The following is a 13,399-nucleotide window of genomic DNA, read 5'->3' as shown; positions in this document are numbered from 1 at the left end:
GGTTCAGGCGGTCTCCAGGAGCGCGGCCAGGGCGGGGAGGACGGCGACGGCGTTGGCGAGGTCGGTGCCGAGGGGCCGGTCGTCGAAGGCGGGCTCCAGGTTTTTCGCGGCCAGTTCGAAGGCGTCGCGGGCGATCCCGTCCGGCAGCCGGCCGGGGGCCATCCGCAGCGCGCGGACGGCCGCGACCAGTTCGGCGGCGAGCAGGGTCGGGGCGAGCCGGGTCATCCGGCGCAGCGATCGGGCGCCCTGGGTGGCGAAGCTGGCGTGTTCCTCGAGGCCGAGCGAGATGGTCAGCGTGCCGGCCGCGATCGGTTGCATGCCGACGCGGATCTCGGTGAGCACGTCCTGGACCACGTATTCGCTGATCATCAGCCCGGAGCTGCCGGCCGGGCCGTCGGCGAGGAACGCCCGCAGGCCGGTCAGGTCGGGGCGCATCAGCAGGCCGACGCGGGCCGACGACAGGGACAGCACCGGCAGGAACGCGCTGCGGACGGCGTCGAGGCCGGCGGCCAGGGTCGCGGTGTGGAACTGGCCGTGGTGCAGCACGCCGTCGTCGGTGACCAGCGGGTTCTCGACGGCCGCGTTGAGTTCGGCGGTGAGCACGTCGTGCAGGGACCGGGCCGCGTGCACGGCCGGCGCGGTGACCTGCGGCACGACCCGCAGCCCGAACGGGTCCTGGATGCGGACCGGCGGGGCGCCACCGGCGACCAGGGCGCTGAGCAGCGCGGCGACCTCGACCTGGCCGGGGTGGGCGCGCGCGGAGTGCACGGCCGGGTGGTAGGCCTCGGGGTTGCCGCGCAGCGCCAGGAACGACAGCCCGGCCACCGTCACCGAGGCCCGGATCAACTCTTCCACCTGGGACAACGCGAGAATCCCGGTGGCCACGGTGAGCGCGCTGGAGCTGATCATCGGCAGGGCGTCGGTGCCGTCGATGGTGATGACCGGCCCGTTCCCGGAGCGCCAGGGGCGTTCGCCGGCCAAGGTCAGCCCGAGTTCGGCCAGGGCGGAGAGGTCGGCCGTGCCGATCGCGCCCCACGGGTGCAGACTCGGGACCGCGCCGTCGCGCAACGCCGTGGCCAGGGCTTCCGCGACGCGACGGGAGACACCGGAACCCCCGGACAGAATCTGATTCAGCCGTACGGCCATGGCCGCGCGAGCCGTCACGTCGTCCTCCTCGGGCCCGACCGCCGCGCAGTGGCTGCGCAGCAGCCGCAGCCCGTGCTCCCCGCCGTCGCCGGTGTGTTCGTGCCGGTTGGCGCCGACGCCCGTGTTCGCCCCGTAGACTGCACCACGTTCCCGGGCGTCGTGCAGCCGCGCGTGTCGCGCCTCGACGAACCGTAGTGCGGCCGGTCCCACCTCGGCCGCCGCCCGTCCGGAGGCGATCGCGAGGAGACCGGGGATCGTCAGGGTCCGCCCGTCGAGGGCCACGCTGTTGGTTCCGTGCATGTACCCTCCAGCCCGCGTGTTAACGAGCCGTAACACCTCTCACGTGCCCGTTGACTTGTTATTCACCACCGCACAAGTATGAATAGCAGTATTCATGACAACGTCTGACGCCGCCAGGAGCGCCATGATCACATTTGAGGACGTCGTCAAGGTCTACCCCGGCGGCAGCACTGCGGTCGATCACCTCTCGATGGAGTTGCCCACCGGGAAGATGACGGTTCTCGTCGGGCCGTCCGGGTGTGGCAAGACCACCTCTCTCCGCATGATCAACCGGATGGTCAGCCCCACCTCGGGCCGGATCCTCATCGACGGCCGGGACGTGGCGGGGCAGGACGAGGCGCTGCTGCGGCGCGGCATCGGCTACGTGATCCAGCACGCCGGGCTCTTCCCGCACAAGACGGTGCTGGACAACGTGGCGACCGTGCCGCTGCTGCTCGGCCGGACCCGGCGCGAGGCCCGCGCGGCGGCTCTCGAGCTGCTGGAACGGGTCGGGCTCACCGCCGAGTTCGCCGGGCGCTACCCGGCCCAGCTCTCCGGCGGGCAGCAGCAGCGCGTCGGCGTCGCCCGTGCCCTGGCCGCCGACCCGCCGGTGATGCTGATGGACGAGCCGTTCAGCGCGGTCGACCCGGTGGTGCGCGAGGGCCTGCACCGCGAGTTCCTGCGGCTGCAGCAGGACCTGGGCAAGACCATCGCGATGGTCACCCACGACATCGACGAGGCGATCAAGCTCGGCGACAAGGTGGCGGTGTTCCGTCAGGGCGGGCGGCTGGCCCAGTTCGGTACGCCGCAGGAACTGCTCGAACAGCCGGTCGACGACTTCGTGGCCGAGTTCGTGGGCCGGGACCGCGGTCTGCGCAGCCTCTCCTTCGACACCGCCGCCGACGTGCCGGTCCGCGCGCTGACCGAGGTGGAGGGGGCCGAGCTGGTGCTGGACGACGCCGGCCGGCCGCTGGGCTGGCAGCGTGGCGGCGGCCCGCTCGAACCGACCGCCGGAGTGTTCACCAAGTCGGACTCGCTGCGAATGGTCACCGACCTGGCCATCACCTCGCCGGTCGGCGTCGCGGTCCGCGTCGGTGCCGACGGTGCCGCCGACGGCCTGGTCCGCCACCACGACCTGGTCGACTTCCTGGCCGCCCGGCGCGACCGGCGGGCGGCGGAGCGCAGCGCATGAGCGAGCTTGCGAGCGAACCGTCGCGCTCCGTGAACAAACCATGGCGACGCCGGAGCGCGGCGGAGGTGGCGGCATGATCCAGTATTTGAGCAACAACCATGAGGTGGTGCTGGCGGCGCTGCGGCAGCACATCTACCTCGCGTTGCTGCCGGTCCTGATCGGCTTCGCGCTGAGCCTGCCGATCGGCTGGCTCGGGGTGCGTTTCCCCTGGTTCTACCACCCGCTCGTGAACGTCTGCGGCGTGCTCTACTCGATCCCGTCGCTGGCCCTCTTCGTGTTCCTGCCGGTCCTCCTCGGCACCAAGATCCTGTCGCCGGCGAACATCGTCGTGGCCCTCACGATCTACACGGTGGCGCTGCTGGCCCGCACGGTCGCGGACGGGCTGCGCGCGGTCGACCCGATCGTCGTCCAGTCCGCCACCGCCATGGGCTACCGCCGGACACGCCGGCTGCTCGACGTGGAGCTGCCGGTCGCGCTGCCGGTCATCCTGGCCGGGCTGCGGGTCGCCACGGTCTCCAACATCAGCCTGGTCAGCGTCGGCGCGCTGATCGGCATCGGCGGGCTCGGCCAGCTGTTCACCCGAGGCTTCCAGCTGTTCTACCTGGAGCCGATCATCATCGGCATCATTCTCTCCGTGCTGCTCGCCGGGATCGCCGACCTGATCATCGTGCTCATCCAGCGGGCCGTCACCCCGTGGACGAAGTTCCAGCACGGAGGTACGGCGTGAACCTCTCCTACCTGTTCGACCCCGCGCACTGGGACCCCGCCGCGTCCGGCGGCTTCCCGCAGCTCATCCTGGCCCACCTCGGCTACGTCGCCCTCGCGCTGCTGATCGGCACGGTCATCGCGCTGCCGGTCGGACTCTGGATCGGGCACACCGGGCGGGGCTCGTTCATCGCGATCAACTCCGGTAACGCCGGCCGGTCGTTGCCGACGCTCGGCCTGCTGATGCTGATGGTCACATTGCTCGGGCTCGGCCTGACCCCGGTCCTGATCGCGTTGACCGTTCTCGTCATCCCACCGATCCTGACCTCGGCGTACGCGGGAATGCGGTCTTTGGATCGTCGTGTCGTCGACGCGGCCAAGGGCATGGGCATGCGCCCGTGGCAGGTGCTGCTCAAGGTCGAGGTGCCGATGGCGCTGCCGGTGCTGATGAGTGGCTTCCGCAGCGCCGCCCTGCAGGTGGTCGCGACCGCGACGGTGGCCGCCGCGGTGGGCCTCAGCGGTCTCGGCCGGCTCCTGATCGACGGCCTGGCCGTCAACGACTACTCCCGGGTCCTGGCCGGCGCCATCGTCGTCGCCGTCCTCGCCGTGCTGCTCGACCTGTTCCTGGCGCTGGTGCAGCGCTGGATCGTCTCACCCGGCCTGACCGGACGGGCCCCGGCCCGTTCGCGCCGTGCCACCACCTGAGAAACCCCACCGGAAGGTTGATCATGTTCCGCCTACGTACCCTCGGCGCTGCCGTCACCGGCATCAGCCTCGCCCTGTCCCTGACCGCGTGCGGCGCCGACAGCGACCCGCTCGCCGGCGACACCAAGGGCACCGGATCGTCCACGGTCACCGTCGGCTCGGCCAACTTCGCCGAGAGCGAGCTGCTGGCCGAGATCTACTCCCAGGCCCTGGAGGCCAAGGGCGTGACGGTGAAGCGGCAGTTCAACATCGGCGCCCGTGAGCTGTACCTGAAGGCGCTGCAGGACAAGTCGATCGACCTGCTGCCCGAGTACAACGGCGCGCTGCTCGCCGCGCTCTCCACCGGCGGCGTGCCCGAGGGCGTCAGCAGCCCGACGGACGTGCTCGCCGCGCTGAAGAAGGTCGTTCCCGTCGGCACCGAGGTGCTGGAACAGTCGGCCGCCGAGGACAAGGACACCCTGACCGTCACCCAGGCGACGGCCGACAAGTTCAAGCTGACCAGCATCGAGGACCTCAAGGCGGTCGCGCCGACGCTGAAGGTCGGTGCCGGCCCCGAGTTCCAGGAGCGGTACCAGGGGCTCAAGGGCCTCGAATCGGTCTACGGCGTGAAGTTCAAGGAGTTCAAGGCGCTCGACGCGGGCGGCCCGCTCACGATGAAGGGCCTGGTCGACGGAGACATCGACGTCGGCAACATCTTCTCCACCGACTCCGGCATCGCCACCAACAAGCTGGTCGTGCTGAAGGACCCGAAGAACCTCTACACCTCGCAGAACGTGCTCCCGCTGATCCGTACCGCGGCGAAGACCGACACGGTGGCGAGCGCGCTCAACGGCGTCTCGGCCAAGCTGACCACCGAGAACCTCACCACCTACCTGGCGAAGATCCAGGTGGACAAGCAGGACAGCGCGACCGTGGCCAAGGCGTTCCTCAAGGACAACGGGCTGGCCTGATCACCGGCTGACCGCAGGGCCCCGCCGAGCGGCGGGGCCCTGCCCTGTTCGATCAGAGGTAACGCACGCCGGTCAGCTCCTCGGCCGCCGCCCAGAGCCGTCGGCCGACCGCCGGATCGGCGGCCTCCCGGCTGAGCCGGGCCTCGGTGACCCGGCCCCGGGTCTCCCCGAGCCCGGCCGGGCCGAAGAACTGGCCACCCCGCACCCCGGGATCGGTGGCCGCCCGCAACTGCGGCAGCGCGCCCTGCTCCACCGGCTGAGTCGCCAGCAAGCCGAGCCGCGCGATCACCCGGCCGAAGCGGCCACGGTGCTCCCACGCGCGGGGCGTGAGGTTGGTACGGGTGAGGCCGGGATGCGCCAGTGCACTCACGATCGGCGACCCGGCCGCGCGCAGCCGGCGGTCCAGTTCCAGACCGAAGACCGTGGTGGCGAGCTTGGACCGGCCGTACGCGGTGGCCGCCCGATAGTTCCGTTCGAACATCAGGTCGTCGAAGTCCAGGTGCGCGCCCCGATGGGTGATCGAGCTGAGCCCGATCACCCGGGCCGGCCCCGCCGCGGTCAACGCGTCGAGCAGCAGACCGGTCAGCGCGAAGTGGCCCAGCACGTTGGTGGCGAGCTGCAGCTCGAAGCCGTCGGCGGACGTGCGGCGCGGGCCCAGCAACACCACCCCGGCGTTGTTGACCAGCAGATCGATCGCCGGATGGTCGGTGGCCAGCTTCGCCGCGAACGCCCGCACCGAGGCCAGCGAGGCCAGGTCCAGCTCGCGCACCTCGACGTCGCCGCCGACCCGCCGGGCGGCCTCCGCGCCGGCGGCGGTGTCCCGGACGGCCAGCACCACACGGGCGCCGTGGCGGGCCAGCTCGGTGGCGGTGACCAGGCCGAGGCCGGAGTTGGCGCCGGTCACGACGGCGACCCGGCCGTGCTGGTCCGGAATGCGGTCGGTGGTCCACCCTGTCATCTGCTGCTCCTCGGAGTCGGTTCGGTGACCGCCGACGCTAGAGGCGATCAGGGCGGGTTCCGTCGCACATCGTTGCCTAGGACTGCGGGACCTACCTTCGGGCGTCCGGCGCGGGGCACACTTTCGGCATGAGCAGCCCGAACCCGTACGCTCGTGAGCTCGCCGACTTCCTGCGCGCCCGGCGCAGCCAGCTGCGCCCGCACGACGTCGGCCTGGAACCGGGCGGCCGGCGCAAGGTCACCGGGCTGCGGCGTGAGGAACTGGCCCTGCTGGCCGGCCTCAGCACGGACTACTACCAGCGGATGGAACAGGCCCGGCAGGTGCGCCCGTCCGACACCGTCCTCGACGCGCTCGCCGTCGCGCTCGGCCTCGACGACGAGGACCGGCGACACATGTTCGCCCTGGCCCGAGCCGCCCGCCGGCCGGCGCCCACCGGGGTCGACCGCGGCCGGGAACAGGTGCCGGACAGCACCCGGCGACTGCTGCGGGTGATGGACACCCCGGCGGTCGTCCTGGGCCGGCACCTCGACCTGCTCGACTGGAACCCGATGGCCGAGGCGCTGCTCGGCGACCCGGACGGCCTCCCGCCCGAGCGGCTCAACATGCTCCTACTGATCTTCGAGGACACGCTGACCGGCGGGCGCACCTGCCGGGACTGGGAGCGGCAGGCCCTCGACTACATCGGCATGATGCGCGCCGCCGTGGCCGCCGACCCGACCCACCCGCGGGCCACCGCGATCATCGGGGAGCTGAGCATCCGCAGCCCCGAGTTCCGGCGGCTGTGGGCGCGGCACGACATCCGCGAGTCGGTCCGCGGGACCAAGACGTTCCAGGTGCCCGAGGTGGGCGACATCGTGCTGGACTGGGACACCTATCCGCTGCCGGGCAACCCGGGGCCGGTCATGCTGGTCTTCACCGCCGAGCCGGGCAGCGCCGGCGCGGACCGGCTGGCGCTCCTGGCGTCCCTGCACGCGACCCGCTTCACCCGGTGAGCTCTCGGTCCGAGACCCGCGTCGGTGTGCCGTCTGACCTCCGGCTCTGCCCCGACGTCCGTGCGGACGAGAATCCTACGTCGGCAAGGGTGACCACGGTGCCCGCCCCCCGGTGTGCTGGGCGTGGGCAGCGACTGGACCCAGCGCGCGTTGTGTGCGGCAGATGCGCGCTTGTACGCCGTGTACCGTCGCGACCGTGAGCAGTGAGCCGCCGGTGCGGGTGGGACTACGAGTCAATGACGTGACCGCCGCCGCGACGTTGTACGAAACCCTCGGTTTCGTCCCGGTGGGGACCGTTCCGGGTGCCGATGGCGGTGTCGTGATGGCGATCCTGCGCCGGGGACCGCTGCAGTTGCTGGTCGACGCCCTGGTAGGAATGCCGTTCCCGGACAGCCCGCGGGAACGGCAGACGAAGGCCGGCCCGCGGGGGCTTGGCGTCGTCATCGGACTCGAGGTCGACGATGTCGACGAGACGGCGCGTCAGTGCCGGGTCGCCGGGTGCGTCATCACTTCCGCTCCGGCGGACGCACCGTGGGGCGAGAGATACGCCGAGCTCGAGGACCCGTACGGGTACGCGTGGAAGCTCTTCCAGTCGACCGGTTCGTCAGACGACGGCATGCAAGCTGCCCATGACGCGTGGTTCACGGAGACGCGTTCATGAGGTAGCGGGGTCATGCCCAACCAGCGCAGACAATCCGTTCTTCGGTGAATCCGCGCATTCCCAGAGGCGGCCTTCGGTCTCAGCATGCCGTTTAACCTCCGGCTCCACCCCGAGGTTGCTGCGGACGAGGGCGCTGCGTCATCAAGGATGACTACGGCGCGTTCCGACCAGCGCTGGACGAGAGCAGCGACGGGAACCCAACGCGCGTTCTCTGCGGCAAATAGTAATCAGCTGATCTGTGACGCAGGGGTGTATACGTGCGGGTAGCGGGCGTCGCCGTGTTGGTCGCGCTGGTCGGATTGTCGGCCTGCGGGGTCCTCGGGCCGAACGAATCGGAGCGGGACCGCGATCAGATTCGCGTCGCCGGTTTCCGGGCACGTGGGAGATGGCCGGGCTCAACTGGGTGCCGCTGACGGTTTCTACGTCGGCCCGGCCAACGTGGACGTTGCCACGGCGGTGTCCGGGCCGGAGCTGACATTTCAGGACAATGTTGCGAACGGTTCGTCGGTCGGCACTTCTCAACGGGTCGCGTCCGGGGTGGGCCGGACCGATGACACCGGGAAGTGCCAGGTGCTGGTCGACCGGATCACCGGGGACACCACCGCGCAGTATCTGCGTTCCCAAGGTGATCTGACAGAAGCAGAGGAAGCGGGCCTGGCCGACGGAACCATGGTCGGTGTAGAAACGTCGGTGCTGTGCGATGCGCAGGGCGATGGATGACATCATGCCCGCCTGAAGGCTGACGTCCTCCGATATTCGAGGCTGCGGCCCGACTCCACGTCGGGTAGGAGCCGCGTCGTCTCAGCGGCGGGGGAAGGTGGACGATGCTGACTGTGAAGAACGCGATGGCCATCACCGCTTCGCTGCGGACCTCGGGAATCGAGGTGCTGGATTTTCGTTGGGACGCGGTGACGGTGCCGGCGTCCGCCGCCTGGAATCTCTCCGGATCCTCGGGGGCCGACGGCCGAGACGATGCCGTGATCCTGTTCGGCGACCCCGATCTGGTGGCGAACGCCAACGCCGCGTGGTGGCGCCTCGCGGAGGGCGGCGGTCTGTTCGGTGACGACCGCGACTTCCTCGTCTCGGTCGGTCCGGAGGACGGCGAGGTGCCGGCCCGGCCGCACTGGGCGCGCGTGCGTCTGATGGACGAGTGGGACGTCATCGGGGCCGGCACGGATCATGGTGTTCTCGGCGGTCCCCCGGGACGCCCGGGGTTCGTGATGATGTCGCTGGACGAGCGGTTGCTCATCGGTGCGACGACCTGGGACGGATTCCTCAGCATCATGACCCTGCCGGACCCGGGCACGACGGCTCCGATCCGTCGCGGCATGGGTTTGCCGTACTAGTCAACCGACGCCTGGTCTGACCTACCGGTCAGACCAGGCTTCGCCGGCGTGGCCCGCGTCGTCTCAGCGGCGGGAAGGCCGACGAACTGCTGTTCGGTATGAATCTGAGGCCAGGAACAGGTAGCGGTCGGTGCCCTCGCCGATCAACGCGAGCATATCGTCGGCAATGACTACGTGAGCTGGCTGCTGTGGGGCCGCAGCCTCAACGCCGACGCGGCTAGGTTCTGTCCCGCGGATCATGTCCGTCGGGGACCGCGCGTAGCCAGTCGAGCATCTCGACCAGGTCGAGAGTGGCCTGGCAGTCGACACCGAGTTTGTCGAACCTGGTCGCCAGCCCGCGCCAGTGTTTGCGCCGGTTGAAGCCGCGTTCGACTTGGTTGCGGCGTCGGTAGGCGTCGGGATCGAAAGCGGTGGGCGGCCGCCGCGAGAGCCGCGGCGTTTCCGGTTGGCGATCTGGTCGTTGGGTTCCGGGGTCGTCGCGCGGATTCGCTTACCGCGCAGGGCTTGGCGGTTCGCCCGTGACGAGTAGGCCTTGTCACTGGTGACCGATACGGGCCGGGTACGGGGCCGGTCGGCACCACCGGGCCGGGGCACGCGGACCTGTTCGAGCAGCGGGATCAGCTGCCGGGTGTCAGCGGCCTGACCTGGCGTGATGAGGGTGCCAGGGACCGGCCGCGTCCGTCGGCCAGGGTGTGGATCTTCGTGGTCAGCCCGCCGCGGGACCGGCCGATGCTTTCGCGTGCCTGCGTCTCGGTGACGGTCAGCCCCTTTCAGCGGCGCCGACGGCGTCCTGGTGGGCGCGCACGATGGTGGCGTCAACCTGGTCATCCATGATCGCTACGCATTATCCGCGGGACAGAACCTGGCCGCCTCGTCCCGTAGGGAGCACCACTCGGCATTTTCGAAAGCCTCGCGCGGGGACGAAATCTGCGATGCAGTGCGATCATCGGTGGGTGAGTGACGAACAGGCGCATGTATTGGCGTGTGGCGGGAACCTCGCGGTAACGCAGCTGGATGGCCGTGCCTTCCCGGGAATTCACATCCAAGGCGATACCTTCGCCGCGCTGCAACGGCAGATCACGCAGTCGGTCGGCCGGTTGCGGGGCACCGTTGAGCCGTTTTCATCCTGAGTAGGTCGGGTGCTCTACGTAGTGGAGAGCGAGGATGGCCTGCACGATTGCGGTTGCCCGGTGAGGGCTGCAGCGGAGCTTGGTCAGGATTTGCCAGGTCTTGAGGGTGGCGTTGGCTCGTTCGCCGATGGCTCGGATCCGGGCGTGAGCCCGGTTGACCGTCTTCTGCCAGGCCGTGAGCTTCGGCCGGTAGCGGTGTCTTTTGAACGGTGTCCGGATGCTGCCGCGGGCGCCTTGGTAGGCCTTGTCGGCGAACGTCATTACCTTCGCGCTGGTCAAGGCCTCGATGATGGCGTGGGTGCGGGCGGCGGTCAGGTCATGAACGGCGCCGGGCAGTGCTGGTGATGCCCAGACGAGCCGACCTGCCGCGTCGGCTATGACCTGCACGTTTACGCCGTGGCGGCGGTGTTTGCCCGAGTAGTAGGGCTTCTGGTCGGCGACTCGATCGATCGGGATCAGGGTGCCGTCGAGGATCACGTACGCCAGCAGCCGGATCCTGCTCATGGCCTTGTCGAGGTCGTCGGCGGTGGCGGCGAGCAGGTTGATGGCCTCGCGGACGTACCGCCAGGCCGTCGTCACTCCGACCTCGAATCCGCAGGCCAGACGGGCCAGGGTGTCACCGTTGCGCAGGTGGGCCAGGGCGAGCAGCGCTTGCCGGCCGGGATCGAGGCGCCGCCACCGTGACCTGCGCTGGTCACGGTGGGCCCGGATGAGGCCGGCGAGGTGGTTCAGGCTGCGAGTGGACAACCGAATCGCGGCAGGGTAGGACAACACGGCGAGGCTCCCGGTTGGGGCATCGGATCTTGGTCGACTGCTGTCTTACCGGGAGCCTCGTCCTATGTCGACTTCCGGCCGCCGCTACCCACCGTGACCTGCTCAGGCAGGATGAAAATGGCTCGTTGACGATGCTGATGTGCTCGATGACCTCGAATATGTTGCCAGGGAGATAACGGAAATTCTGCACTTCTACGAAGCCGCACTTGAAGAACGCGGCATCAAGCGACCGTACTTTCACTGACCGAGCGGCGCTGATCGGCGCCGGCACGACACACTCAACTCGGCAAATCCGTGCACTCGTAGGGTCCCGCTGCCGAGCCGACCGACGGTGACCCAGCGTCATCTGGCGCCCGGGTAGGTGACGCTTCGGCGTGCTGGCGCCTGCGGAGCCGTGTCCGCGCCTATCGATGATCGTTATTGCGGTCGTGACGAATACGGCGGAAACGATCGATGTGTTGGCGGAGCTCCGTGAGCAGCTCTACCGATGCATGACTCGGCGGGCGGGCGCGTGTTCGAGCTGGCCGACGCGCTGTTGTGCACCGATGGGCCGGTCAAGACACTGGTCGGGTTGTCGCTTGCTCCGCAGCACCGGTGGGGCCACGACGCCCTGTATGACGCGCTCGACGCGGGCGCATCGACGTCGAGTCGCTGCGCCGGCTGCTGGCCGGCTTGCCGCTCCCGCGGCCGGCGGACGGCCGCCTGGTCCTCGCGGTGGACGTCTCGCCGTGGCTGCGCCCGGACGGCAACTGCAGTCCGCAGCGCTCGTTCTGCCACAAGAAGGGCACCGAGCCTGCCGGACCGGTTGAACGACAAGCTTACGGGTGGCCGTGGCGAGGCTTCGGCGGTTTGGGATGCTTCAACGCCTTGGGAAGCTTCGGCGGCGTCGGAAGCTTGAGCGCCGGGCCGGCTGGTTTCGCCTGCGTCGGTGTGGCCGGGACCCGCGCGTCGCTGTGCTCCACCACCTGCCGGACGACTGTGGCCTGCACGGTCGTCGTCGTTGTCGTCGTCGGCGGCGGTGCGGCGGGAGAGCCAGTGGCGGCCGAGGCCGCCTGCGGTGCCGGAGACGGGTCACCGCCCAGCGTCCACCAGGAGGCACTCAACGCCAGCACGGTGGCCGCCGCCGCCCCGACCAGCACCGGCCGGCGGAGTGCGAACGTCAGGGAACGGGCCCCTTCGGGCTCCCGCCGGCCGCTGATCTCCCCGAGCACCTGAGCGATCTCCGCCGACGACGGACGTTCCCCGGGCTTCTTCGCCAGGCAACGTCCGAGCAGCCCGACCACCTCGCCCGGCAGCCCGTCCACCGTCGGCAACGGCGCCGGGCTCGTGTAGACGTGCGCCTTCAGCATTTGCGTCACGGTCGACACCTGCCACGGCAGCCGACCGGCCAGGGACCGGTAGAGCAGCAGCCCGAGCGCATAGACGTCGGTAGCCGGCCGCACCGGCCCACCCGCGATCCGCTCCGGCGCCAGGTAGGCGGGCGTGCCCAGCACCATCCCGTCCTGCCCGTCGAGTTCTCCGACGGTCGCCGAGATGCCGAAGTCGACCAGTTTGATCCCGGCGGCGCCGACCATGACGTTGCCCGGTTTCACGTCCCGGTGCACGATGCCGGCCCGGTGCGCCGCGGCGAGCGCGGCCGCCACCTCGGCGCCGATCAGCACCGCCATCGGCCATGCGAGCGGGCCGCCGCTGAGCATGTCGTTGAGCGACCGGCCTTCGACCAGCTCCATCACGACGTACGAGAGAACCTGCCCGGCCTCGGTCAACTCGCCGTAGTCGTAGACCGCCACGATGCCGGGGTGCCAGAGCCCGGCGGCGGCGCGTGCCTCGGCCTGGATCCGCTGCCGCAACGCCGGGTCACCGGCGAGGGCCGGCGACAGGATCTTGACGGCGACCTCGCGGCCGAGGCTTTCGTCGTCCGCGCGCCAGACCACCGACATACCGCCCTGCCCGAGGCGTTCGCTGAGCCGGTAGCGGCCGTCGATCAGGTCTCCGCACTTCACGGCGTCTTCGGTTCCCGTGTGCCGCCCGCCGAAACCCGATCGAAGATCACAAATTATGCCGTACGGCGTCTGCGCGGCGCCGCCGAGCGAGGCGGCAGTCCCCGCATGTGTGCCCGGATCCGGGTCATCAGGTCACCGAGCCGGTCCACGTCGGTGTCGCTGAGCGGGTCGAACAGCAGGCTGCGAGCCACCTGCACGTGACCGGGCAGCACTCGCGCGACGAGGGCGGCCCCGGCCTCGGTGATGGTGACCAGCGTGGCCCGCTCGTCGTCGGGGCTGGGTCCGCGTGTGATCAGCCCGGCTTTTTCCAGGAGCCCGGCCTGGTAGGTCAGCCCGCTGCGGCTGTAGACCACGCCGTCGGCCAGCTCGGTCATGGTGAGCCGGCCTTCGGCGTCGGCGAGCCGGGCCAGCAGCTGGAACTGGATCCAGCTCAGGTCGCCCTCGGCTCGCAGCTGCTTCTCCACTTCGTGCTGGAGCAGGCTGACCGCTTCCATCAGCGCGAAGTAGGCCCCGAGCTGCTTGGGGTCGAGGAAGTCGGATTCAGCCATCCGGCCAGGT

The 13,399-nt window shown here is 70.0% G+C and carries 14 protein-coding genes and 1 pseudogene; 10 read left to right on the top strand and 5 right to left on the bottom strand.

Annotated elements, in window-relative coordinates:
* Window positions 1-3: 3 nt before the first annotated feature.
* Complete coding sequence (locus ACH442_RS26915) at window positions 4-1,446, bottom strand: aromatic amino acid lyase (RefSeq protein ID WP_396340886.1); 1,443 nt, start codon at window positions 1,444-1,446, stop codon at window positions 4-6.
* Between the two features lie 124 nt (window positions 1,447-1,570).
* Here ACH442_RS26915 and ACH442_RS26910 point away from each other — a divergent pair, with 124 nt between their 5' ends.
* From ACH442_RS26910 to ACH442_RS26895, 4 genes are all read left to right on the top strand, one after another.
* Window positions 1,571-2,617 (top strand): ABC transporter ATP-binding protein, encoded by a 1,047-nt coding sequence (locus ACH442_RS26910; protein ID WP_396340885.1) that lies wholly within the window; start codon window positions 1,571-1,573, stop codon window positions 2,615-2,617.
* A gap of 73 nt (window positions 2,618-2,690) precedes the next feature.
* A complete protein-coding gene (locus tag ACH442_RS26905; protein ID WP_396340884.1) occupies window positions 2,691-3,344 on the top strand; it encodes an ABC transporter permease in 654 nt (217 codons plus the stop codon).
* Entirely contained in the window at window positions 3,341-4,027 is a 687-nt protein-coding gene (locus ACH442_RS26900) for an ABC transporter permease (RefSeq protein WP_396340883.1), read from the top strand. The genes ACH442_RS26905 and ACH442_RS26900 overlap by 4 nt, the downstream gene beginning before the upstream one ends.
* A 23-nt stretch (window positions 4,028-4,050) precedes the next feature.
* A complete protein-coding gene (locus ACH442_RS26895) occupies window positions 4,051-4,977 on the top strand; it encodes a glycine betaine ABC transporter substrate-binding protein (RefSeq protein WP_396340882.1) in 927 nt (308 codons plus the stop codon).
* A gap of 52 nt (window positions 4,978-5,029) precedes the next feature.
* On the opposite strand, the gene ACH442_RS26890 is transcribed toward ACH442_RS26895, so the two are convergent.
* Window positions 5,030-5,935: an oxidoreductase gene (locus tag ACH442_RS26890; RefSeq protein WP_396340881.1), complete on the bottom strand. Its 906-nt coding sequence runs from the start codon at window positions 5,933-5,935 to the stop codon at window positions 5,030-5,032.
* A 128-nt stretch (window positions 5,936-6,063) separates the two neighbouring features.
* Here ACH442_RS26890 and ACH442_RS26885 point away from each other — a divergent pair, with 128 nt between their 5' ends.
* The 5 genes from ACH442_RS26885 to ACH442_RS26865 all read left to right on the top strand — a co-directional run bounded on the left by ACH442_RS26885 (window position 6,064) and on the right by ACH442_RS26865 (window position 10,064).
* Window positions 6,064-6,927: a helix-turn-helix transcriptional regulator gene (locus tag ACH442_RS26885; protein ID WP_396340880.1), complete on the top strand. Its 864-nt coding sequence runs from the start codon at window positions 6,064-6,066 to the stop codon at window positions 6,925-6,927.
* A gap of 196 nt (window positions 6,928-7,123) precedes the next feature.
* Window positions 7,124-7,588, top strand: a complete 465-nt coding sequence (locus ACH442_RS26880) for a VOC family protein (protein WP_396340879.1) — start codon at window positions 7,124-7,126, stop codon at window positions 7,586-7,588.
* Between the two features lie 378 nt (window positions 7,589-7,966).
* The gene (locus ACH442_RS26875; RefSeq protein WP_396340878.1) at window positions 7,967-8,308 is read left to right on the top strand and encodes a hypothetical protein; all 342 of its coding nucleotides are present in this window, start codon (window positions 7,967-7,969) and stop codon (window positions 8,306-8,308) included.
* Window positions 8,309-8,412: 104 nt separating this feature from the next.
* Complete coding sequence (locus tag ACH442_RS26870) at window positions 8,413-8,934, top strand: hypothetical protein (protein WP_396340877.1); 522 nt, start codon at window positions 8,413-8,415, stop codon at window positions 8,932-8,934.
* A gap of 953 nt (window positions 8,935-9,887) precedes the next feature.
* Window positions 9,888-10,064, top strand: a complete 177-nt coding sequence (locus tag ACH442_RS26865; RefSeq protein ID WP_396340876.1) for a DUF6959 family protein — start codon at window positions 9,888-9,890, stop codon at window positions 10,062-10,064.
* Here the strand turns inward: ACH442_RS26865 and ACH442_RS26860 are convergent.
* On the bottom strand, window positions 10,056-10,838 hold the full coding sequence (locus tag ACH442_RS26860) for a transposase family protein (RefSeq protein WP_396340875.1): 783 nt from the start codon (window positions 10,836-10,838) through the stop codon (window positions 10,056-10,058). The genes ACH442_RS26865 and ACH442_RS26860 overlap by 9 nt on opposite strands.
* Before the next feature lie 672 nt (window positions 10,839-11,510).
* Between ACH442_RS26860 and ACH442_RS26855 the strand changes: the two are divergent.
* Window positions 11,511-11,567 (top strand): annotated as a pseudogene (locus ACH442_RS26855) (hypothetical protein); the annotation flags it as partial.
* 89 nt (window positions 11,568-11,656) lie between these two features.
* On the opposite strand, the gene ACH442_RS26850 reads toward ACH442_RS26855, so the two are convergent.
* Together ACH442_RS26850 and ACH442_RS26845 are read right to left on the bottom strand one after the other, a co-directional pair.
* Entirely contained in the window at window positions 11,657-12,841 is a 1,185-nt protein-coding gene (locus tag ACH442_RS26850; protein WP_396340874.1) for a serine/threonine-protein kinase, read from the bottom strand.
* Window positions 12,842-12,894: 53 nt separating this feature from the next.
* Complete coding sequence (locus ACH442_RS26845; protein WP_396340873.1) at window positions 12,895-13,389, bottom strand: MarR family winged helix-turn-helix transcriptional regulator; 495 nt, start codon at window positions 13,387-13,389, stop codon at window positions 12,895-12,897.
* Window positions 13,390-13,399: the final 10 nt, after the last annotated feature.

The organism is Actinoplanes sp. NPDC020271, from assembly GCF_044388125.1.
Lineage (GTDB): Bacteria > Actinomycetota > Actinomycetes > Mycobacteriales > Micromonosporaceae > Actinoplanes.
This window is presented reverse-complemented; position numbering and strand designations above follow the sequence as displayed.